Source organism: Roseobacter weihaiensis, from assembly GCF_020622345.1.
In the GTDB taxonomy this organism is placed as follows: Bacteria; Pseudomonadota; Alphaproteobacteria; order Rhodobacterales; family Rhodobacteraceae; genus Roseobacter; species Roseobacter weihaiensis.
The window spans coordinates 76,563-99,789 of sequence record NZ_JACNMO010000008.1 but is presented as its reverse complement, the minus strand read 5'-3'; the positions used below and the strand labels follow the sequence as shown (position 1 = coordinate 99,789).

The 23,227-nt window shown below is 59.7% G+C and carries 20 protein-coding genes and 1 tRNA gene; 16 read left to right on the top strand and 5 right to left on the bottom strand.

Features of this window, described 5'->3' with window-relative positions; all coding sequences use genetic code 11:
- The first annotated feature begins 146 nt into the window (after window positions 1-146).
- From H7847_RS11185 to H7847_RS27145, 16 genes are all read left to right on the top strand, one after another.
- On the top strand, window positions 147-1,820 hold the full coding sequence (locus H7847_RS11185; protein WP_227269569.1) for a BCCT family transporter: 1,674 nt from the start codon (window positions 147-149) through the stop codon (window positions 1,818-1,820).
- A gap of 114 nt (window positions 1,821-1,934) precedes the next feature.
- A complete protein-coding gene (locus H7847_RS11180) occupies window positions 1,935-3,158 on the top strand; it encodes an aminotransferase class V-fold PLP-dependent enzyme (protein ID WP_227269568.1) in 1,224 nt (407 codons plus the stop codon).
- A gap of 68 nt (window positions 3,159-3,226) precedes the next feature.
- Window positions 3,227-4,645 (top strand): cryptochrome/photolyase family protein, encoded by a 1,419-nt coding sequence (locus H7847_RS11175; protein WP_227269567.1) that lies wholly within the window; start codon window positions 3,227-3,229, stop codon window positions 4,643-4,645.
- A 71-nt stretch (window positions 4,646-4,716) separates the two neighbouring features.
- The gene (locus H7847_RS11170; RefSeq protein ID WP_227269566.1) at window positions 4,717-5,925 is read left to right on the top strand and encodes an SAM-dependent methyltransferase; all 1,209 of its coding nucleotides are present in this window, start codon (window positions 4,717-4,719) and stop codon (window positions 5,923-5,925) included.
- A gap of 123 nt (window positions 5,926-6,048) precedes the next feature.
- Window positions 6,049-6,489, top strand: coding sequence for a TrgA family protein (locus H7847_RS11165; protein ID WP_227269565.1), 441 nt, complete (start codon window positions 6,049-6,051; stop codon window positions 6,487-6,489).
- 16 nt (window positions 6,490-6,505) lie between these two features.
- On the top strand, window positions 6,506-7,624 hold the full coding sequence (locus H7847_RS11160) for an NUDIX domain-containing protein (protein WP_227269564.1): 1,119 nt from the start codon (window positions 6,506-6,508) through the stop codon (window positions 7,622-7,624).
- Between the two features lie 100 nt (window positions 7,625-7,724).
- A complete protein-coding gene (locus tag H7847_RS11155; RefSeq protein WP_227269563.1) occupies window positions 7,725-8,762 on the top strand; it encodes a cysteine synthase A in 1,038 nt (345 codons plus the stop codon).
- Window positions 8,759-11,092 (top strand): DUF3772 domain-containing protein, encoded by a 2,334-nt coding sequence (locus tag H7847_RS11150; RefSeq protein WP_227269562.1) that lies wholly within the window; start codon window positions 8,759-8,761, stop codon window positions 11,090-11,092. The genes H7847_RS11155 and H7847_RS11150 overlap by 4 nt, the downstream gene beginning before the upstream one ends.
- Window positions 11,093-11,257: 165 nt before the next feature.
- Window positions 11,258-11,347, top strand: a tRNA-Ser gene (locus H7847_RS11145).
- A gap of 869 nt (window positions 11,348-12,216) precedes the next feature.
- A complete protein-coding gene (locus H7847_RS11140) occupies window positions 12,217-12,993 on the top strand; it encodes an SDR family NAD(P)-dependent oxidoreductase (protein WP_227269561.1) in 777 nt (258 codons plus the stop codon).
- 35 nt (window positions 12,994-13,028) lie between these two features.
- Window positions 13,029-14,069 (top strand): antibiotic biosynthesis monooxygenase, encoded by a 1,041-nt coding sequence (locus H7847_RS11135; protein ID WP_227269560.1) that lies wholly within the window; start codon window positions 13,029-13,031, stop codon window positions 14,067-14,069.
- Window positions 14,070-14,350: 281 nt separating this feature from the next.
- Window positions 14,351-14,554, top strand: coding sequence for a hypothetical protein (locus H7847_RS11130; protein ID WP_227269559.1), 204 nt, complete (start codon window positions 14,351-14,353; stop codon window positions 14,552-14,554).
- A 27-nt stretch (window positions 14,555-14,581) separates the two neighbouring features.
- Entirely contained in the window at window positions 14,582-14,863 is a 282-nt protein-coding gene (locus H7847_RS27155) for an NAD(P)H-binding protein (RefSeq protein ID WP_227269558.1), read from the top strand.
- Window positions 14,864-14,926: 63 nt separating this feature from the next.
- The gene (locus H7847_RS11120; RefSeq protein ID WP_227269557.1) at window positions 14,927-15,184 is read left to right on the top strand and encodes a nuclear transport factor 2 family protein; all 258 of its coding nucleotides are present in this window, start codon (window positions 14,927-14,929) and stop codon (window positions 15,182-15,184) included.
- Window positions 15,185-15,291: 107 nt separating this feature from the next.
- Window positions 15,292-15,627: an NAD(P)-binding domain-containing protein gene (locus tag H7847_RS27150; RefSeq protein ID WP_406675990.1), complete on the top strand. Its 336-nt coding sequence runs from the start codon at window positions 15,292-15,294 to the stop codon at window positions 15,625-15,627.
- Window positions 15,567-15,734, top strand: a complete 168-nt coding sequence (locus H7847_RS27145; RefSeq protein ID WP_406675989.1) for a hypothetical protein — start codon at window positions 15,567-15,569, stop codon at window positions 15,732-15,734. The genes H7847_RS27150 and H7847_RS27145 overlap by 61 nt, the downstream gene beginning before the upstream one ends.
- A gap of 629 nt (window positions 15,735-16,363) precedes the next feature.
- Here H7847_RS27145 and yghX read toward each other — a convergent pair.
- The 5 genes from yghX to H7847_RS11085 form a co-directional block, all read right to left on the bottom strand.
- Window positions 16,364-17,251, bottom strand: coding sequence for a YghX family hydrolase (gene yghX, locus H7847_RS11105; protein ID WP_227269556.1), 888 nt, complete (start codon window positions 17,249-17,251; stop codon window positions 16,364-16,366).
- Window positions 17,252-17,342: 91 nt separating this feature from the next.
- A complete protein-coding gene (locus H7847_RS11100; RefSeq protein ID WP_227269555.1) occupies window positions 17,343-17,912 on the bottom strand; it encodes a cytochrome b in 570 nt (189 codons plus the stop codon).
- Between the two features lie 47 nt (window positions 17,913-17,959).
- Window positions 17,960-21,073: an efflux RND transporter permease subunit gene (locus tag H7847_RS11095; RefSeq protein ID WP_227269554.1), complete on the bottom strand. Its 3,114-nt coding sequence runs from the start codon at window positions 21,071-21,073 to the stop codon at window positions 17,960-17,962.
- Window positions 21,074-21,077: 4 nt separating this feature from the next.
- On the bottom strand, window positions 21,078-22,295 hold the full coding sequence (locus H7847_RS11090; RefSeq protein WP_227269553.1) for an efflux RND transporter periplasmic adaptor subunit: 1,218 nt from the start codon (window positions 22,293-22,295) through the stop codon (window positions 21,078-21,080).
- 195 nt (window positions 22,296-22,490) lie between these two features.
- Window positions 22,491-23,138, bottom strand: a complete 648-nt coding sequence (locus H7847_RS11085) for a PEBP family protein (RefSeq protein WP_227269552.1) — start codon at window positions 23,136-23,138, stop codon at window positions 22,491-22,493.
- Window positions 23,139-23,227: the final 89 nt, after the last annotated feature.

The window sequence follows — 23,227 nt, the reverse complement described above, 5'->3', positions numbered from 1 at the left end:
CAGAATATGCGATTCTCATAGCGGTCCCTGATCCGTCGCATCGCAGATTGCGGCGTTTTAGAACCCCGATTTGTCGTTTCTATTCGTTGACCCAAGGCTGTTTAAAGTAGCCTTACGAAATAATAAACAACAGGGAATATAGCTTTATGGCTCTCAAACCACCGCTTTCTGATCTGCCGATCAAGACGGCAGATAAAGGCTTTTATCGCGGCTTCAGCGTCGATGTGACGGTGATTAGTAAACTCATCATCAGCGTGCTCGTGGTCTGGTGCATCTTTTGGCCCACACAATCGGGCCGGGTGCTTGGCGATCTCAACAGCATCATTCTGGAAAATGCTGCGGCCTGGTATATCTGGACGGTCGCCTTTTTCATCATCATTTGTCTCGGGCTCGCGATTTGGCCGACGGCGGGTCGGATGAATCTGGGTGTCGATGGCGAGAAACCCGAATTTTCCAACTTTTCCTGGTTCTCGATGATGTTCGGTGCCGGGATCGGGGTCGGTATGCTGACCTGGGCCGTGGCGGAACCGGTTGCGCATTTTGGCAGCAACCCCGAAACCATCCAGGGGATTACCACAGGGGGCGCCGCAGACAACGTGCGCATGGCTTATAAATGGTCTTTCCTGCATTGGGGATTGGGCGCCTGGGCCTGTTATGCGGTTTGCGGCTTGTCCTTGGCCTTCTTTAGCTACCGGCGCGGTTTGCCGCTCACGATCCGGTCGGCGCTGACGCCTTTGTTCGGCAAATCCCTGTCGGGCAAGCTTGGGCACCTGATCGACATCGTTGCCGTTGTGGCCACCATTCTTGGTGTGGCGCAGACCTTGGGCTTCGGGGTCGAGCAATTCGTGGCCGGCCTCACGCGGATCGGTATCGGCGGATTGATGAATGAGGATGGCGGGGCGACCTTTGTTGGGATTGTCGTGGCCTTGCTCGTGATCATGGGGGCCTCGACGCTTTCGGCCTTGTCGGGCGTTGGCAAGGGCATCAAGTGGCTGTCCAACATCAACATGGTCCTGTCGATCTTCCTGCTGGGCTTCTTCATCCTGTTTGGGGCGACATGGTTCGGCGCAACAGCGATGTTCGTGGGCCTTTGGGACTATCTGATCGCCCTGCCGGCAATGAGCTTCAACGTCTTCCAGTCCGATGGTGTGGAAGGGTCCGAAGCCTTCCTGCTGGCACAATGGCAAGGCTGGTGGCCGGTGTTCTACTGGGCCTGGTGGATCGCTTTTGCGCCTTTCGTGGGGCTGTTTCTTGCGCGTATTTCGCGCGGCCGCAGCATCCGTGAATTCGTACTGGGTGCGATGATCGTCCCTTCGCTGATGTGCTTTGTCTGGTTTGCCTGGGCCGGTGGCACCGCCATCGATCTGGAGCTTAACGGCGGCGCAAACGGCATCATCTTTGACGCGGCCAACGGCGACAAGATCTTTGCCATGACCGAGTTCATGCTGGCCCCCATCGCACAGTTCCTGGCCTGGGGAATGGCCTTGCTGATCGTGGTTCTGCTGATGACCTTCCTCGTCACCTCGGCTGACTCTGCCGTGCTGATCGTCAACACGATCAACGCAGCCGGCGACGAAGGCCCCAAGGCGCGTCCGCACATCCTGTTCTGGGGGGCAGCCCTGGGTTTGGTGGTCGGCGGTCTGCTGCTGTCGGGCGGAACATCTGCCATCCAGACGGCAATGGTGATCGGCGCCTTGCCATTCTCCATTGTGATGGTGCTGATGTGTATCTCGCTGATCAAAGCCATCTACAACGATGGCCGTCGTGAAGCGGCGGGCATTCGCGCCGTGATCGACCCGGAGGCCACGCCCGCCGAGTAACGGCATACTGAACGCGGGCCGCAGGGAGACCTGTGGCCCGTTTTCGTTTGAAATGACCTGGCGGAAAGGCGTTCGGGTCTTGACGCGCTGAAGATGCCGGACAACCTTGCGCAGATGAGACTTGATACCGACTTCGTCCGGGCGCAGTTCCCGGCGTTTCAGGTGCCTGCGCTTGAGGGCAAGGCGTTTTTCGAGAATGCAGGTGGGTCCTATACCTGCAGGCAGGTGATCGACCGGCTGACGCGATTTTACACGGAACGCAAAGTCCAGCCCTATGCCCCCTACGAGGCAAGCAGGCTGGCGGGCGCGGAAATGGACGAGGCGCGCAACCGAATGGCGGCGATCCTCGGGGTGCAGTCGGATGAGTTGAGCTTTGGCCCCTCCACCACGCAAAATGCTTACGTGCTGGCGCAGGCCTTTGCCGAGATGATGACCCCGGGTGAGGCGATTGTGGTGACCAACCAGGATCATGAGGCCAACAGCGGCCCCTGGCGGCGGTTGGCGCAGCGGGGCATCGAGATCCGCGAATGGAAGATTGATCCCGTTACCGGCCATCTGACCCCCGATGATCTCGAGGTGCTGCTCGACGAGCGGGTCCGTCTGGTCTGTTTTCCCCATTGCTCCAACGTGGTGGGGGAAGTGAACCCGGTCACCGAGATCACGGCGCTGGCCCATGCGGCAGGGGCGTTTACCTGCGTTGACGGGGTCTCTTATGCGCCGCATGGGTTTGTGGATGTGGGCGATCTGGGCCCGGACATCTATCTCTTTTCGGCCTACAAGACCTACGGGCCGCATCAGGGGGTGATGGTGGTGCGCCGCACATTGGCAGAGCTTTTGCCCAATCAGGGGCACAGCTTTAACGCGGGGACGCTCTATAAACGTTTCACCCCCGCCGGGCCCGATCATGCGCAAGTGGCGGCCTGTGCCGGGATGGCGGATTATATCGACGCGCTTTATGCGCACCACATCGGGGCGGGTGATGGCCCGGCCGACCGGGGCCGCGCGGTGCATGACCTGATGCGCGCCCACGAAGAAGAGCTGCTCGCCCCGCTGCTCGAAGCGGTCGCGGGGCGCAATTCGGTGCGCCTGATCGGACCTGCTGAGGCGGCATTGCGCGCGCCCACCGTGGCATTGGCGCTGGACCGGTCCGGGGAGGCTGTCGCGGCGGAGCTGGCCGCGCAGGGTATCATGGCAGGCGGCGGTGATTTTTATGCCGGGCGCGCCCTGTCGGCCATGGGGGTGGATGACGCAAAAGGGGTCTTGCGGCTCAGCTTTACCCATTACACGACCCGCGATGAGATCGACCACCTGATTGCCGCGCTTGATCGCGTTCTTTAGGGATGATCTCTGATCCAATGCACACCCCCTGCCGTATTCATCCTTAAAGACGCCCAAGGGGAACAAGTTTGAACACATCTCCCGTTCTGGTCTGGTTTCGGCGTGATCTGCGTCTGAGCGACCATCCCGCCCTGCACGCCGCCGCCACCAGTGGTAGACCCGTCATCCCGGTCTTCGTCCACGACGATCAGGTTGTTGCCCTGGGCGCCGCCCCAAAATGGCGTCTCGGGCTCGGTTTGGCGCATTTTGCGCAGGCCCTGACAGAAAAGGGCAGCCGTCTGATCCTGCGCAAGGGCGATGCATTCGAGGTGCTCAAACGCCTGATCGAAGAGACCGGGGCAGGGGCGGTCTACTGGTCCCGGCTCTATGACCCGGGCGCGGTTCACCGTGACACCCGGATCAAGAGCGCGCTGAAAGAGAGGGGCATCGAGGCACGGTCCTTTGGGGGCCATCTGATGTTTGAACCCTGGACGGTGGAGACCAAGACCGGTGGTTTCTACAAGGTCTATACCCCTTTCTGGAAGATGGTGAAGGACTGCGAGGTCGATGCGCCGCTGTCTGCACCGCGCGATCTTGCCGCCCCTGATATCTGGCCAGCAAGCGACGATCTGGAGACCTGGGCCATGGGGGCTGCCATGCACCGGGGGGCAGAGGTGGTGCGCCCCCACGTGCGTCTTGGCGAGCAGGCCGCGCAAGCGCGTCTCGGGGGGTTCATCGCGGGGATTGTCGATGGCTACGACATCACGCGCGATCAGCCCTCGGTGGATGGCACCTCCGGGCTATCTGAAAACCTCAGCCTGGGCGAGATCAGCCCGCATCAGTGCTGGCATGCTGGCCTGAGGGCCCGCGAAGAAGGCAAACGCGGGGCGGAGACATTCCTCAAGGAACTGGTCTGGCGTGAGTTTGCCTATCACCTGATGCACCACACACCGCGTATTCTGAGCGACAACTGGAAAGAGGACTGGGACGGATTTCCCTGGAACACCGATGAGCGCCGTGCCGAGGTACGGCGCTGGAAACAGGGGCGCACCGGCATCCAGTTCGTCGATGCCGCGCTGCGGGAGATGTATGTGACGGGCCGCATGCACAACCGCGGTCGGATGATCGTGGCCAGCTACCTGACCAAACATCTGCTGAGCCACTGGAAGATCGGTCTGAACTGGTTCGAAGACTGCCTGATCGATTGGGACCCGGCCAGTAATGCCATGGGCTGGCAATGGTCCGCAGGCTCCGGGCCGGACGCCACGCCCTATTTCCGCGTCTTCAATCCGGTCACGCAGCTTGACAAGTTCGACAAGGACCGCGCCTATGTCAAACGCTGGATTGCCGAGGGCCGCAAGACGCCGTCGGACACCGCGCTGTCCTATTTCGAGGCCGTGCCGCAGAGCTGGAATCTGGATCCATCCGAGCCATATCCCGCTCCGGTTGTAGCTGCGGACGAGGGGCGCAAGATTGCGCTTGAAGCCTATGAAAACAGAGGATTTTGACAAGCTTGCTCTATCCCCTATCTCTATCCTAACATTCGGTTAACGCCCCTAAGAAAACGAGCGCACAATTCATGATCCTGACTTCTACCGATGGCCAGAAGAACCTCCCGCGGTACTTCGCCCAGAGTTTACAAGTGGCCCAAAAGATCAAGTCAGGACGGCTCGACATCGTTTTACCGGATGGGCGTGTGTTTTCCGCCAGCGGGACCAAGCCGGGGCCGATCGCCGTGCTGGAGGTGCAAAACAGTGACCTCTTTGCCCGTCTCGTGCGCGAGGGCTACGTGGGCTTTTCAGAGGCCTATATGGACGGCTGGTGGTCGACGCCCGATCTGCAGTCCTTCATGGATCTGGTGAATGCCGACAATGACGAGATGTATAACGGGTATCCGGGTCAGAAGCTGATCCAGATGTATGAGCGCATGCGGTTTTGGCTGCAACGCAATCACAAGGCTCAGGCGCGCAAGAACATCAGCTATCACTATGATCTGGGCAATGACTTCTATGGGTTGTGGCTGGACGACACGATGACCTATTCCTCCGCGCTGTTTTCGACCGGGCAGGAAAGCCTGGAGGCCGCGCAGACCGCGAAATACAAGCAGATGGTTGACGAGATGGGGGCGCTGCCCGGCGATCATATCCTGGAGATCGGCTGCGGGTGGGGCGGATTTGCCGAATACGCCGCAAAGGAGCGGGGCCTCAAGGTCACCTGCCTGACGATCAGCAAGGAGCAGTTTAAGTACGCGGCGGATCGCATTGAAAAGGCAGGGCTTTCTGATCGGGTCGAGTTCAAGCTGCAGGATTACCGCGACGAAGTTGGGCTTTATGACGGGATCGTCAGCATCGAGATGTTCGAAGCGGTGGGTGAAAAATACTGGCCGACCTATTTCGGCAGGGTCAAAGAGCGGCTCAAGCCCGGGAAATCCGCGACGCTGCAGATCATCACTGTCGCAGATGAACGGTGGGAGGCCTACCGCAATGATGTGGACTTTATCCAGAAATACATTTTTCCCGGTGGCATGCTGCCTAGCCCCGCTGCGCTGCGCGATCAGGTCCAGCGCGCAGGTCTTGGATTTGAGCGGTCCATCGAATTTGGCCAAAGCTATGCTGTTACCCTGAAACGCTGGCACGAGACCTTCAATGACAAGTGGGATCAGGTCAGCGCGCTGGGGTTTGATGAGCGGTTCCGGCGCATGTGGAACTATTACCTGACCTCCTGTGCTGCGGCTTTCGAAACGGCAAATTGCGACGTCACGCAAATCACCGTCACCCGTCCTGCCTGAGGACGACGCCCGAAAATCGCCTCATTTCCTTCTGCATTTCGCCACTTAGGCCCTCTATCAGTATGGCTGCCCAATAGTCTCCGGGCACGATGTGGTAAAACAGATGAGTAGACGAGGTCCCCAATGCCAGACGCCGCCAGGTTGATCGCTGCGATATGCATCGGCGCGGTGGCCTATGTGGTCTCGCTGCAGATCAAGCCGCTGATGCCGGAGAGTACCGATTTCGGGGCCTTCGCCTACATGAACGCCATCCTCGGGATCGCCTGTGGCTGGACGGTGATGGGCAAACGGGCCGGACGTGGGATTGCGGCGGCAATCAACAATGGTCTCGGCGGGGCGCTGGTTCTGGTGATCTGGGGGCTGTTCCTGCATTCCTGCTATCAGATGTTCGACCGCGCGATGTCCAATTGGTACAACGGCTTCTTCGACGCGATGGCGGCGATTTTCCAGTTCATGGCCGAATATGCCCTTGTCATGCTTGATCCGCTGGTGATCTTTAGCCTTGCGGCTGGCGGCGTTCTTGCCGGTCTTGCCACGGAATATGCTTGGCGCACCTGGCGATAGTCGCTAACAGGCGGGCATGAAACCGCTTTTTCTTTTTGGAACGCTGCGCTATCTGCCTTTGCTGGAGGCCGTTCTTGGCCCTTTGGATCACCTTGCGCTGACACCGGCGCGGGCGTCGGGGGTTTTGGTGTGTGCCGCCGTCGAAGGTCCCTTTCCGGTGATCGAAAAGGCTCCGGAGGCCAAAGCTGACGGTGTGCTGGTCACCGGCCTGACCGCAAAGGATCACGCACGTCTTGACCACTACGAAGGTGCGTTCGACTACGCTTTGGCCCCTGTGGTCCTGGAGGACGGCCGTGCGGCCGAGGCCTATTTTCCCGCTGCTGATCGCTGGACACCGCAGGGTCCGTGGTCGTTGGACAATTGGGCGGAGCAGTGGGGCAGGCTCAGCGTTCTGGCGGCCCGCGAGGTGATGCGCTACCAAGGTCTCAAACCGCCTTCGGAGGTTGCGGAGATGTTTCCGATGATCCGCGCCCGCGCCTGGTCGCAGTTGAACGCCAGGCAGAGTCGCCATGGGGAGATGACCCTTTCAGGCTCCGTCGAGATCAAGGCGCAACGCCGCCCCTATGCGCGGTACTTTGCGTTGGACGAATATGATCTGCGCCATGCCCGCTTTGATGGCCGTATGACGCCAGAGGTGACGCGCGCGGTGTTTCTGGCCGCTGATGCGGCACTTGTCCTGCCCTATGATCCGCGGCGCGACAGGGTCCTGCTGGTGGAACAGATGCGTATGGGGCCCTTGGCGCGCGGAGATTGCGCCCTTTGGCAGTTGGAGCCCATCGCCGGGCGGCTTGATCCCGGTGAGGCGCCGGAGACCGCCGCAAGGCGCGAGGCGCTTGAGGAAGCCGGCCTTGAGATGGGGGCGCTCACTCCCGTAGCAGAGACCTATTGCTCGCCCGGAAATTCCTCGGAATTCTACTATGTTTACGTGGGGTTGGCGGCCCTCCCCGATGGGGCCGCGGGTCTTGGCGGGCTGGCGTCCGAGCACGAGGACATCCGCTCTCATGTCATTTCTTTCGAGAAATTGATGGAGATGTGCGACACGCAGAAGATCGCGAATGCGCCGCTGGTCATGGCCGCCTATTGGCTGGCGCGTCACCGGGACAGGCTGCGGCGCGAAAGCGGTATGATCTCTTAACCGCTCTCCTTTTTTCGTCGCGAAAGGCAAGGTCCGCTTGAGGTCGCGCGACCGCCCCGATAGAGGTAAAACCATATTATAAAAGATGGGGAACGAGCACATGCGTGTCGCACAGGATCTTGAGCAGGCCATCGGAAACACACCGTTGATCCGTCTCAAAGCGGCGAGCGAAGCCACGGGATGCGAAATCCTCGGCAAAGCGGAGTTCATGAACCCCGGCCAATCCGTCAAGGATCGCGCGGCCCTTTTCATCATCAAGGATGCGGTCGCAAAGGGGCTGCTGAAGCCCGGCGGTACCATCGTCGAAGGGACGGCGGGCAACACCGGGATCGGCCTTGCGCTGGTCGGGGCCTCGATGGGCTTCAAGACCGTGATCGTCATCCCCGAGACGCAAAGCCAGGAAAAGAAAGACATGCTGAGGCTGGCCGGGGCAGAGCTGGTGCAGGTGCCCGCAGCCCCTTACCGCAACCCCAACAATTTCGTGCGGTACTCCGAGCGGCTGGCGCACGAGCTGGCGCGCAGCACCAACGAAGGGGTGATCTGGGCCAATCAATTTGACAATGTGGCCAACCGCCAGGCCCATGTGGAAGGCACCGGGCCCGAAATCTGGGACCAGACTGCCGGCAAGGTGGACGGGTTCATCTGTGCGGTGGGCTCCGGCGGCACGCTTGCGGGGGTGTCCGAGGCGCTCAAGCCCAAGGGGGTGAAGATCGGCCTCGTCGATCCGGATGGGGCGTCGCTTTACAACTATTACACCAAGGGCACCCTTGAGATGTCGGAGGGCTCATCAATCAATGAAGGCATTGGCCAGATCCGGATCACCAAGAACCTTGAAGGGTTTACGCCCGACTACTGCTACAACGTGCATGATGCCGAAGCCCTGCCCATCGTGTTTGATCTTTTGCAGCACGAGGGGCTGTGTCTGGGCGGGTCCTCGGGGATCAATATCGCAGGCGCGATGCGTATGGCGCGCGACATGGGGCCGGGGCACACCCTCGTGACGATCCTGTGTGACTATGGCACACGGTATCAATCCAAGCTCTTCAATCCTGAGTTCCTCGCCAGCAAAGGCTTGCCCGTGCCAGCCTGGCTCGACCGCGCCCCTGCCAGCATTCCGGGCGTTTTTGAGGACGTATGAGACAGGTTCTGCGGGTCTTTCTGGTTGGTCTGCTGGTTGTTTGGTCGGCCATGGTCCAGGCGCAGGACAGTGCGCGCGATGAAAATGACCCGCTTTATCCGTTTTGGGACGAATTTGCGGAAACAGCCGAACAGCGGATCGACGGGGCCGATGACAGCAGCGTTGAAGAGCTCGAAGACCTGCGGTCGCGGATCGTCATCTTTCGCACGGAATTTGCCAATGGGCGTCAGGCCAATGCTGACCGTATCGCGACATTGCAGTCCCAGATCGCAGCATTGGGGCCGGTGCCCGAGACCGGCACCGAAGCGGAAGAGATCACGGCGCGGCGCACGAATCTGGAACAGCAGCTCGAAGAACTGCAGGCCCCGGTACGGGTCGCGGATTCAGCCTTTCGACGTGCTGACGGGTTGATCGGCGAAATCGATGCAATTGTCCGCGAGCGTCAGACCAGGCGGCTGCTGGCGCTTGGTCCGTCACCGCTTGATCCGCGCAACTGGCCCGTGGCGGTCGAGGATACGCGCCGCATCTTCCTTGACATTCGAAACGACGCCTACGATCTCTCGGAACCGGGTGTGCAGCAGCAATTCCGCGATCAGGCCCCTTTGGTGCTTTTGCTGCTCCTGATGGCGGTGACGCTCATCGTCAAGGGCGGCCGCTGGGCGAGCATCGCCGTCGAATATATGCGGCGCTGGGGCGGGCGCGGGTCTGGCGTCTGGAGTTTTCTGGTTTCCCTGCTGCGCATTTTCCTGCCGCTGATCGGATTGATGCTGCTGGCCTACGCCCTGCGCCTGACCGGCGTTCTGGGCGAAAAGATCGACAATCTGGTCGGGCTTTTGCCGGTCTGGGGCCTGATCCTGCTGGGCTTTCGCTGGCTGGCAGAGCGCCTCTACGCCCGTAACGACGACGATGTGCTGATCGGTCTTGCGTCCGAGAAACGTAAGGCATCGCGCTTTTACATGATGATCCTGTCGCTGCTTTTTGTCTCGCGGGGGATCATTGCCGTGATCTTCGATCTTGAGGATGCACAGCCTGAAACGATTGCTGTCGTGGCGTTTCCGATTGTGGTTCTCATGGGTGCTATCCTTTTTATCAAGGGGCTGATGTTGCGCAAAAGCTGGCCTGTCGAAACCGGGGAAGCGGCGAGCGAGACCAAAGGTGGGGGGCTTGCGCGCTTTCTGCGTATCGTTGGCACCGGCATGATCGTGGTCGGTGTTGCCGCACCGATCATGGCGGGTATCGGCTATTCAGAGGCAGGCAACGCGCTGCTGTATCCCACTGTGCTGAGCCTTGTGCTTCTGGGGCTTGTGCTGGTGCTGCAACGCTTTACGGCGGATGTCTACGGTCTGGTGAGCGGGCAGGGCAGCGAGGCCCGGGACGGTCTGGCGGCGATTCTGGCGGGCTTCGTGCTTGTGTTGATCGCCTTGCCCTTGCTGGCGCTGACATGGGGGGTGCGGGTCACCGATCTGACCGAGCTCTGGAGCCGGTTTCTGCGCGGTTTTGAAATCGGCGGCACCCGTATCTCGCCCTCGGACTTTCTGACCTTCGCAATTGTCTTTGTCGTCGGGTACACGATTACACGGGTCTTGCAGGGCACGCTGCGCCAGAATGTCCTGCCAAAAACGCGGCTCGATATTGGCGGGCAAAACGCCATGGTTTCGGGGCTGGGATATGTCGGGATATTCCTGTCTGCGCTGATCGCGGTCACGGTGGCGGGGGTTGATCTTTCGGCGTTTGCAATTGTTGCCGGGGCGCTTTCGGTGGGGATCGGCTTTGGCCTTCAGACCATCGTGTCGAATTTCGTCTCCGGTATCATCCTGTTGGTGGAACGTCCGATTTCCGAAGGCGACTGGATCGAGGTTGGCGGGCAGATGGGCTACGTCAAACACATCTCTGTGCGCTCCACCCGGATCGAGACCTTCGACCGCACGGATGTGATCGTGCCGAATTCCGATCTGATCTCGGGGACGGTGACCAACTACACGCGCGGCAATACGGTCGGGCGTCTGATTGTTCCGGTAGGGGTGGCCTATGGCACGGATACCAAGCACGTGGACAAAATCCTGCGCGAGGTGGCAGAGGCACAGCCGATGATCCTGAACAACCCGCCCCCAAGTGTGTTGTTCATGGGTTTCGGAGCGGATTCGCTTGATTTCGAAATCAGGGCGATCCTGCGGGATGTGAATTGGATCCTCACCGTTCGCAACGATATCAATCATGCAATTGCGGCCCGCTTTGCCGAAGAGGGGATCGAGATACCCTTTGCCCAGCGGGACATCTGGTTGCGCAACCCAGAGGCGCTGCGCCCTGAAAAGGACGGCACGCAGGAGTGACGCAGAGGCTGCACCGCACGGTCGCGTGCCTGGATGCATCAGACCTGCGCATTTACTGACAGCCTCATCCGAATTCGCTGTTTGCCTGCGGCCTGAAAACAGTGTCTTCGGGGGGGTATTTTGCCTCTTGCAAAGAACCTGTCCGGCGCGGTACACCGCCCGAACGGAGCGGTGGCCGAGTGGTCGAAGGCGCACGCCTGGAAAGTGTGTAGGCGGGAGACCGTCTCCAGGGTTCGAATCCCTGTCGCTCCGCCACTAGGCTGGCCTTATGAGCTATGATTTTTCTAAAAACCCCAATGATTTCAATGACCGTATGGAGTGTTTACGCGCTGGAACGGGCGTTTCCCCCATAAAATCCCGCATGAATTCCCGCATAGTGACGGGTGTGTTGCAGAAGGATTGCGCATGGGGCTGACGTTGGATCGGGGGCGGTACTACTTTGCGATGAACGTGCCAAAGCATCTCTTTGGGAAGGTTCTGGGCAAGACCGGGCAGGCGTTGCGGACGGCTGATCTGAGCGTGGCCAAAGCTCTATGCTCAAGACTATGTCGATGTCATTCGAGTGGTGGACGGTAAGATGAAGGAAGTTATCGAATATTATAACCCCTTGCGCGAACTGGCCCCCGGGCGACCCACGCGCCCGACCATAATATCGACCGTCACCTACCACGCTCATTTTTTTGCATTCGCCGCGGTCAGTGAAGCACGAGCAATAGACGGTCACTAGAGTCGTTTTGCTTTACATGAAATCGCGAAACGGCTCTAACTTTTTGTTTGAACGCGTTTCCGGACGGACGGTGAACCGGTATCCACTTCACCTGGAAACACTCTAGCGCGCATTCGCAGAGTTATGACCGGCGCGCCAGAATCTTTGCACAATACTGTCTATCCCGCTGCCTGATTGAATTCCAGTCGAGGTTTTGGCACAGCGCATTTCATTTCTTTCTGAAGATGGCTTTCAAAAAGCTTCAGCGGCGCGGCGTGGCGCGATATTTGCTTTTGTTTGGATCTCGTCATCACTCATCCGCTTTGTGCAATACCCTGATCCAGCCGTTTCCTATTTTCACTCAGAACAGAGGTAGCTTCGAACAAGCTCCTTCAACTGAAGTGAACGGGAGACGGAAATGACGTCAATGCAAGGAAAAGTCGCGTTGATCACCGGAGGAAGCTCCGGCATCGGACAGGCGACGGCGGTCGCGCTCGCGAAAGAAGGTGTGAAAACCGTTATCTCGGGACGCAGTAGCGCGGGCCTTAAAAAGACCATCTCTGAGGTCAACGCTGCTGGCGGTAAGATCCAGTCGATCGAAGCGGATCTGATGGATCCGGCGTCTATCGAGCGCCTTGTTGCAGATGCCGCGTCAGCTTTCGGCCAGTTGGACTATGTGATCAACAGTGCTGGCACACAGGGCGAAGTGAACATCTTCGCAGACCAGCGTCTGGAAAGCTATGAGGAGGTCTTCGCAACCAATGTTCGCGGGACATTCCTGGTCATGAAGCATGCCATCCCGCATCTTCTGAAACAGGGCGGCGGCGCTATCGTCAATCTCTCTTCCGGCGGCGGTCTTGTCGGGGTCCCGGGGGCGTCGGTGTATTGCGCATCCAAGCACGCCATCATGGGGCTGACCAAGGTTGCCGCGATCGATTATGCCAAGCAGGGCATTCGGGTGAACGCGGTCAATCCCGGCGGCATTGATACGCCAATGCTGCGCAAATTCTTCGAGTCCATACCAGACGAGGGTGAGCGCAAAACTGCGAGAGCGGGCTTTGACAAATCCCATCCGATTGGCCGGACCGGCACGGCCGACGAGGTCGCGGAAGCCGTCGTTTTTCTCTGTTCACCCAAAGCCTCCAACATCGTCGGCATCGCGCTGTCCGTCGACGGCGGCTACGTCGCCAACTAATCGGCACCACAGCTCAAGAACGAGGAGATTTACCTGTGACAAACCCAGAGCTTATAATCACCGACATTCTCGAAGCTGTTCCCGGAAAGGAGGAGGAAGTTCGCAGAAAGCTGCTTGCCGTAACGGACGGCGAGCGCCGTGTCGGACCCGGTTTCACTATGACCCGTTTCGACCTTCACCAGAACAAGGCAAACCCGTCACAGTTTCTGCTCTATGAAACCTGGAAGACGAAATCAGGGTTTGACGAATACCACCGCGCTCATCGCCCGCCTGAGCTCTCTTCGTTCTTGGAGGAAGCGGGTGACCTTCTCACTGAGGCGCCCGAAGATGTTTCCCAGCAATGGGAGATGATCAGTGTGATCGAAGATAATCAGGCTGCCATTGCGGCCACCGCCTTCTTGGACGCATTGGCGATTTCGGACGCGGACGCCATCGCTGGAATGTGGACCGAGGACGCTGTTCTGGAGTTTCCATTTGCCCCTGAGGGGTTTACGGAATGCGTCGAAGGTCAACCCGCCATTGAGAAATACTTCCGCGACGCCTTGGCGGTGGTCGTCCCGATAGGATATCCCAATCGTGTCATCACACCGCTGGCAGATCCGAATGCGTGCGTCATTGAATTCGACAGCCAGTTGACTGTCGGCGACGATCCGACCGTGCAGGAAAACAGCTACATAACCATCGTTCGTGTGCGCAATGGCAAGATTGCGCATTTCAAGGAACACTACGACTCTGTAAAGCGGGTGGCTGGCTTTCCTTCCGCCGACGAGGTCGCTGGCGATGCGGCGTCCGCCCACACGGTGACGGTCAACCTCCGCGCCCGCGCGGACGCCGCCGATGACTTGGCGGCCTTGATGCGGCAAGTGCGTGCTCGCGCGGCCAAGGACGCCGGTTGTCAGTTCTACCGGGTTTTTCGCGCGCAAGCCGACCCGGCGCTGTTCACGATCTTTGAGGCTTGGGACACCGAGGCCGCCTTCAATGCGCATATGGCGGCGGAGTGGGTGGCCGAGGTCAATGGCAAGATCGCCGCGCTCGTTGACGGCGAGGTCGCCGCGCAATCGCACGTCGAACTTTAGAGCACTTTCAGCATAAGTGGACACCGGTTATGCGGTTCGAAAGCGCAACCGAACAAAGACCCGGAGCTGCCTTATGTTCACGCTGAATATGCGACGGCCCTAGACGACAGGCAACGCCGATCTGAATTGAAGGGAATCATCTCTCATGCCAACCGTTCTCGTCACAGGCGCCACTGGAAACATCGGGCGTGAAGTTGCGCATCTCTTGTCTCTTGTCGCTTGACCCACGGATCGGCGAAATCCGGGTCGCGACACGTGATCCTGACGGCCCGGCGGCGCGGTTGCTGACAACGATCGATCCGGCGCTGGTGCTTCCGGTACGGTTTTCTCTTGATCCGAACGATCTCGCTAAAGCTTTCTCCGACGGCGTCAATCGCTTGTGCCTGATCACGCCGCTTGGCGACGATATGGTTGGTTGGCAGAAGGTGGTCCTCGAAACGGCGCGCCCGATACCAAATCAGCGACTGTTGTCATTGGCGATCTGACGTCCGACACCTCTGATCAATGGCTCGATGGGGTCGACGCCGTCATCTTTGCCGCTGCCGGTCCATCCGGTTACGAGGACGCCATTGAACACCGCGCTGTCAAACTCTGGTCCAGGCGGCGGTTGCCACGGCTATTCGACGCTTCCTTCTTGTGAGCGCGCTGTGCGTGCACGATCCCTTGCCTGGACCATTCTGCGGCCCGGTTCTGTCGACAATGGACAGGGTTCTGGCTTTATCAAACTTCGCGATACACCCGGTGAAAGCGTGGTGATCGCCCGTGCGGACGTTGCGACATGGAAGCGGTCATGACGCTTTGGCATAATGAGGCACGCTTGGAGTTTCCGGTCGCGCCAGATGGAAGGGTGCCGATCATTGGCATCGATGATCTGCGCGACTATTTCGTGGGGACCAAAAGGCTACAAGAAGCCGAAAGGATTTCCAGTAAAGGCGGTCTATCCTGTCGCCGATTCGGAATGGGTAATCATTGAGTTTCAAGGCCATCTGACAAACACCAAGACCGGAGAAGACTATGGCAACGAGTACATCGTTGTTGTTCAGATCCGGGATTCCAGAATTTCCCTGTTCCTGGAATTCTTTGATTCCCTGCAGCGGAAGGCATTTGAAAACTGATGGTGTCGTTGTCGCTATCTCTGGTTCGGGCGATCTGGCCATGAACGTAACAATCGTGTGCGAGAATGATTTCATTGATGTTCAGTTGGCAGAGAAAGCAGGGCGAAATGAAAGTCGGCATTATCGGCAGTGGCAATATAGAAATTCCGCTTGGAGGCCTTTGGGCGCAGGCAGGCCATGAGGTTTTCTTTTCCTCCCGCAACCCGGTATCGATTGCATCTCTTACGGAACGCCCGCCCGGCGCGCTGGTAGGAACACCGAAAGAGGCCATCGCCTTTGGCAACGTACTTCTAGAGGCCGTGCCGTTTAAGGCGGCCTTCGATCTGCCGGCGGACGATCTGGCGGGTACAGGTGGTTTTGCAAGCTGGGCTTGGAAGGCCATGTGCCGGACCGCTCGACCTTTTCCGATAACCGGCACGGGCACTTCGCTGATGGCGATTTGATGCACCGACTGTTCGAGAGCGTTTTTGAAAAGTGCGTGGGCTTTGGCCTTGGCCGCAATGGCAGCGGGTTGGGAAGGCCCATCCCGACTAAGCACAACATCTGGTAGGTCGAGTTTTTCACCAGTATCGGCCCTTTTGCAGCTGCCAGGAATTGGCTAGGGATTATTCTCCATCTTCGCCCTCTTCCTTGAAAGCATCCAAAGCTATGTTCAGTGCGTTGATTGCCGCTGGGCATCCTCAGCACAGCGACATTTGCCAGATTACGTCTGCTATCTCGGTTTGGGGTAGACCGGCTTTCAGTCCTCCGGCGATGTGAATGCGGAGCTGCGGGACCGTTTGCCCACCCAAGTCAGGTAATGCTGCGATCTCGCAACCCCAATCCGCGGCGATCATGGTGTTGGCCATATGGCCTCGCGAATGCCGGCAAAGGGCCATTCGTAGCGTTTTTGTTGCAGCAAAGCGAGCATGAGCCTTTGCATTTCCTCCCTATTTCTTGCAAGGCGCACTTGCTTTTCCACTCCACCCCGCAATACCCAAATAGACCCAGCGGTTTCGCGGGCCAGGCACGCGTAAAAGCGGGCTTAACAGATCCCCAGATCCCAACGCAAAAAGCCAAGGTTGCGTGCGCGGCATGTAAGCGGGTTTGGCGAGCGAACCGTTCGTCGGACGAGCCACCCAAACGCGGAAAAGGATTGGAAGGCGGGTGGCTCATCTGATTGCCCGATGGTATCAGACATTACGACAGATAGCTGCTGAACCACCCGATTGTACGCTCCCATGCCAGTTCAGCCATAGCCTCATCATAGCGCGGCGTGCTGTCGTTGTGGAACCCGTGGTTCGCGCCTTCGTAGATATAGGCCTCGTAGACTTTGTCATTTGCTTTCAGGGCCGCCTCGAAGGCCGGCCATCCGGCGTTGATGCGCTCGTCAAGCTCTCCCATCTGGATCAGAAGCGGGGCTTCGATCTTGGGCACATCCTCTGACGCCGGTTGCCGCCCGTAAAAGGGCACCCCGGCGGCCAGCTCCGGGTATGCCACGGCAATTGCGCCGACCACGCCGCCGCCATAGCAAAAGCCGACAGCGCCAACGCGGCCTGTGCTGTCCTCGCGCGAAAGCAGATGTTCGAAGCCCGCGAAGAAGTCATTCATCAGTGCAACGCCGTCGACAGTCCGTTGCAGCTCACGACCGTCGGCATCATTGCCCGGATACCCGCCGACCGAAGTGAGACCATCCGGCGCCAGCGCCATGAACCCCGCCTTGGCCAGACGGCGCGCAACGTCTTCGATGTAAGGATTTAGCCCGCGGTTTTCGTGGATGACCAGCACCGCTGGTAGCGGGCCCTCCACATCAGCGGGCCGCACCAGATAGCCGCGCACATCGCCTGTGCCGTTCGGTGAGGGATACATGATGTAGTCGGCGTGGATGTCAGCGTCATTGAACGACACTTGCTGGGCCATCGCGTAGTTGGGGCTGAGCATGTCCAGCAGGGCCATGGCAGTCAACCCACCGACGGCGAACTTGCCGGCGCGGTCCAGGAACTCCCGTTTGGTGATCTTTCCGTGGGCGTAGAAATCATAAAGATCGAGAAGGTCCTGATCGAAGTCCTTGGCTGTCATGCGTTTCATTGAACGTCTCCCTTTTGGTGAGTGGTAGTGTGAAGTGAGGTTTGCCTTGGGGCAACGTGCCCTTCATGATGACGGGTGTCTGGACAAGGGGTCATTGTTTGTCCGCCGACATTGACACGCGGTCAGAGGCTAGGCCAGGTCGGCCCGAGATCATGCGCGTCAGCGTTGCGTCCCCGTCTACCAGATGGTGTTTGAAGGCGGCCGCGATGTGCAGCACCACAATCGCACAGAAGCCAAGCCCGACATAGTGGTGAAGTGCGGAGCATAGCGACACGATCCAGGGCACCTCTGCCACACCGGGGATCGAGAACATGCCAAACACATCAACGTCACGCCCGCGAAACACGGTGAAGCCGATGCCCGAAAGCGGCATGATCAGAATGCCTGCCAACAGACCCCAGTGCGCCCCTTTCGACAGCCGGTGCTGCAAAGGTGACATCTGGGCGACCGGGTCGGGAAAGCCTTGAACGACCCGCCAAATCACACGCCAGGTGCCGTAGATCAGAACAAGCACCCCGATGGAGCGGTGGATACCGATCAGAGGGCCCCGCGCCTCACGCTCCAACCCGCCGTATGCGAGGTAAAGACCAAACAGCAGCATCCCGATCATGGCGATGGCGATGATCCAGTGGTTCAGGCGCGAGATGAAATCATAGTGCATGTGTCAGATCCTCCGATGTGATGCGGGCAAGCGGGTGGGTGTGGCAGTCATGATGCAAGCTCAGCTTCAAGTCGCCGCATCTCTTCTGCCTGCGGTTTCGAGAAACCGGCAAGGAGCTTGTAGACAACAGGCGTGACAAACAGGGTGGCCACCGTCGCCAGACCCAGGCCCCCCACAATCACCCAACCGAGGGATACCCGCGCCTCGGCCCCCGCGCCTGTCGATATGACCAGTGGCACACCGCCCAGCACGGTTGACACCATTGTCATCATGACCGGTCGCAGGCGTTGCAAGGCTGCACGCTCAATCGCGTCCTGCACGGTCAGGCCGGTGTCGCGCAACTGGTTCGCAAACTCCACGATCAGAATCCCGTTCTTGGCCATGATGCCCACCAGCAGCACAAGACCGATCTGGCTGTAGACATTCAGGCTGATGCTGGTGAAGGCCAGCGCAAACACCGCACAGGCAAGGCCAAGCGGCACGGTTCCCACGATGATCAGGCTGGAGAGAAAGCTTTCGAACTGGGCGGCCAGCACAAGGATGACGATCACGATGGCAAAGCCGAAGACCATGCCAAGACCGCTGGATGTCTCCTCCAGCGTCGCCGCTTCGGACAGCGGGATCAGCCCGACATCAGGCGGCAGGATGCGTTCTGCTGCCGCTTCGATCCGCTCGATCCCGTCGCGCAAGGCCATGTCATCGGACAGCTCTGCTGATAAGGTGATCGCCCGCAGCTGTTCCTCGCGATCAAGCGAGGGGGCAACCGCCATTTCCTCAATCGACACGATGGAGGACATTGGCACAATCCGGTTGTCGGACGCCTTGAGAAAGATGTTCTCCAGATCCGTGGGGTCGTCAACCGGGTGGGTTGTCGAGATCAGTTTCACCGGGATCGCATCGCCATCGATAAAGACCTCGCCAACCTCGTCGCCATCCAGCAGGGCACGCATCGCGGCTGACAGTCCGCTGATATCTATACCCAGATCCTCCGCGCGCTCGCGATCCACCTCGATCAGGATCTGCGGTTGCGTGGTTTCATAAGACAGCTGAATGCGGCCCATCTCCGCGTCCGCCTCCAGCTCGGTCCGGAGCGCGTTGGCCGCTGTTGCAAGCACGTCATAGTCGCTGCCCGTCAGGGCCATGCGCAGCCCTTGGCCACCGCCCCTGATCCCGAGCGAGTTGGGTTGGATGACGAAAGCGCGCACACCGTTCACCGAGGCGATCAGCTGGTTCATGTCGGCCACGATCTCGTTCTGGCTGCGGGCACGTTCGCCCCAGGGCGCCAATCTCATGACCATACGCCCCTCGTTGCTGCCGCCACGCCCAACGAGAGAGAAGATGTAGTCGATCTCGCCGCTGTCCTGAAACGGTTGAAGGAGCGCCGCGATCTCGCGCTGCTGTCTTTCGGTGTAGGCCAGGCTGACGCCCTCGGGCGCGTTGATCCGCAGCAGTGCGACGCCACGGTCCTCGGGCGGGGTCAACTCCTCTTCCAATGTGCCGTATATGACCCACGCAGCCCCGGAGCAGATAACCGCAGCCGTGATGACCACAAGCGGGGCGGAGAGAGAGGCGCGCAGAACCGCTGCGTAGCGGCGGCTGCCCCATGAGCCGATCCGGCCAATAACGCCGATTTTGACTTCAGCCTCCCCGGGCGGGCGATTGGACAGCAGGCGCGAGGCCAACATCGGACAGAGCGACAGCGCCACGAAGGAGGAAATCGTGACCGCAATGGCAAGGACAAAGCCGAACTCCCGGAACAGGCCCCCTGAAGTGCCCGGCAGGAACGAAAGCGGGATAAAGACAGCCGCCAGCGTCGCCGTTGTCGTGATCACCGCAAAGAACACCTCGCGCGTGCCGCGCACCGCGGCGGCGCGGACAGGCTCACCCGCATCGCGTTTCTTCACGATATTTTCCAGAACGACGATGGCGTCATCCACGACCATGCCGGTTGCCAGCACCAGCGCCAGCAGCGTTATGATGTTGATCGAAAAGCCGGCCAGCCAGATGCCGCCAATCGTCCCAATCAAGGCCACCGGCAGTGTCAGCGCAGGGATCAGCGTGGCCTGCACGTTGCGCAGGAATACAAAGATCACCCCAACCACAATCGCGATGGCCAGGCCGAGCGATTTCAGCACCTCCACAATCGAGCCGTTGATGAAGGTCGCATCGTCGCTGGTCACAGCGATGGTGACGCCCTCGGGTAACGTCTCCTGCATGACGGCCACGACATCATGCACACCGTTCGAGATACTCAGCGTATTCGAACCGGCTTGCCGGATGATGTTGAGCCCAAGCCCTGGACGACCATTGGCCAAAAGCACCGAGGATTCCGCATCAGGCCCCAGCGTCACCACAGCGACATCCGCCAACCGGACGTTATCGGCGATGATCAGACGGTCGAAATCCTCCGGTGTGCGCAAAGAGGCCGTCGCCCGCACCGTGAAATCCTGCGCGCTGCTTTCCAGTGAGCCGGCAGGCACGTCCAGCGCCACGGTGTCCAACGCATCAATCAGATCGGCCACCGTCAGACCGCGTGTGGCCAGCTGCGCCTGATCTATGTCAATCAGGAATGTCTGTTCACGCTCACCAAAGACCTCGACCTCCGCCACGCCCTCGACCGCGGACAGGCGATCAACCACTTCGTCATCGACCAGATCGGTCAGCGCGTCGATCTCCATGGTCTCGGACGTCACGGCCAACCGCATGATCGGTTCAGCATCCGCATCCGCCTTCACAATTGTCGGGCCATCGTCGATCTCGTCGGGCAGGCTGCTGCTGATCCGGCTGACCTCGTCCCGCAGGTCCGAGGCGGCGACGTTCAGGTCGGTGCTGGTGGTGAACTCGACCGTCACGCGGCTTTCCTCATAGGACGAAGACGACGACATCGATTTGACACCGGCCACCTGCGCCGCTGCAGATTCCACAATGCCCGTGACCTCCTGATCCATGGTCTCTGCCGAGGCGCCGGAGTAGGACGTTCTGATCGTGATGGTCGGGCTGTCCACTTCCGGCAGTTCCCGAACGGCGACCCCGGCAAGCGCGGCAAGACCGCCAACAAGGATCAACATGTTGACGACAATGGCCAGAACGGGGCGTCGCACAAAAAGCGCCGTCATGTCAGACAGGTTGGACGGGGCCGTTGCGGGTGTATTTTGAGCCATGTGCCTACCCTTCCGTTTCGGGCACGGATGGTGCGGGCAGGTCGGCGCTGTCCTCGCGGGGAGGCGCAGTGTCGCCTTGCACAGCATCGCCTTGCACAACGACAGGCGCGCCGTTGCGCACGTTCAACCCACCCTCGGTGACCACCTGTGCGCCAGTACCAATGTCCGAGGCGATCAGGATGTGATCGACATTGCGTTGAATGATCTCGACACTTGTGCGCGTGGCAACACCGTCGTCGACAACCCAGATATAGGACCCGTCGGCGTCCCAGTTCACCGCCAGCGGGTCAACGGCGGGATAGGTCTCGCCGTCGAAATTCATTGTGACGCTGAACGACATGCCAGGGCGGATCAGATCCTCCGGGTTGTCGATCAAGGCCCGCACCTGGATGGTTCGGCTGTCGACCTGCACCCGGCTGCCGATTGCGCTGATCTGCCCGTCGAATTGCGTGCCGGACACGGCCAAAGGTGTCGCCGTAACCCGCTGTCCGAGGGTCAGCAGGCTTACGAATCTTTCGGGCAGCCAGAAATCGACAACCACCTGCGATCTGTCGTCGACCGTGGCGATTTCAGTGGAGGTGGACACATAATCCCCCATCTCGACTGGAACGATGCCCACAACACCGCCAATCGGTGAAAAGATCGACCGACGCTGCAACGCGACGTCCGCCTCGCGCAACGCGAGTTCGGCATCGTCCCGTTCCGCGCGCAGCGTGTCCAGTTCCGTCTGTGACGCCACATTGGACCGCACCAGACTTTCATAACGCGCATATTCCGCTTCCGCCAAACGCAGGGCCACAGCCGCCCGATCTCGGGCGATTTCCTCTGTCTCCGCATCCAGTTGCGCCAACAGGTCACCGGCGGCAACCATATCTCCGGAGGTGACCGCCACACGCGTCAGTACACCGCTCTCGAAAGGAACAACCGACACAGATCGCACCGCCTCGGCAGAGCCGATGGCCTGAGCTGTGTCGCTGATCGTCTCCGTGGACACCGCAGCAGTATCCACAATCGCAGCCGGCCTGCCACCTTGCCCACGCGGATCTCTGGCACCATTTGCCTCCGCCGTCTGATCGTCTGATCTGGCTATCGGTTGAAGTAAAGTCGGGGGAACACCTAACCTGCCCAAGACGGTGTGGACATCAGCTGAGTAGTGCGCCGCGACAAGCGTTGAGCATGAAACAAGCGCGAGTGTGGCGAGGACTTGCTTTGCCACGTTCATGACTGTGCCCATCGTGTATGGGACGATTTGAACCGGTGCATCGAACGGCTTCCTTCAGACCGTCCGGCTCTAAACCTTAAGGCATTTCCGTCACGCTTCGCGCACGCGCCCAGCGGTTCTGCGATCACGCGTCCTTTCATGTCTGTTCCTGTTTTCACGTCAGCCTCCTTTGCTGGGTGTGCGGGGATCGGACCGCTAATTGATGGTGACACGGCAAAGGATGGTGTTGTCCCGCTCAAGGTCGGGGCCCCAGATGAACCGGGCCGCTTCGGACCAGCTCACGGTGTCGTAACCATCCTTCGGATCAACAGCGCGGGCGGAATGAAGCGTGGCGTGCGGCCAGTCCGCCGCGTCAAAGCCCGGGGCGGTCCAGCCAGCTGGCGCTTCGGCCCTTTCAAACGCGCAGGCACCTTCGCCTGCCACCGGATTGGTGGACGCCGCGCAAGACCGATCAACCGGGGCGCGGTGCACCACAAGGCAGCGCATGTTGTTATCTGTCACGGCAACGGTTTCGCCTGTTTCGGCGTCTGCAAACTGGGCGATCAGGCCGCCATCCCCCATCTGCTGACGCCGTGATCCGATGTACTCCAAGCCACTGTTATTCTCTTTGAAATCCATCGCCTTGATGGCAATGGTCATCGGTAGGTCAACGGTGAAGGTGATTGTTTCCGCGTTGAAGGATCGCTCGGTTGTGATGGGAACGCTGTCTTCGATCACCTCGCTGCCGTTCACCGACATCTCGAACCAATTGTCCGCCCAGATGTCCGCAGTGATTGTGCGAGTCTCAGCAAGAGCTGGCGTGACGGCCAGGACAAGGGGTGTAGCGAGGATGAGGCGCATCATGGTCTTCTCCTTATTGGGTGCCAGTTCAGAAACGGAAGGCGCGCAGATGAGATCATACTGCCCGCCGTCCCCAAGACGGCTCAGGAGAT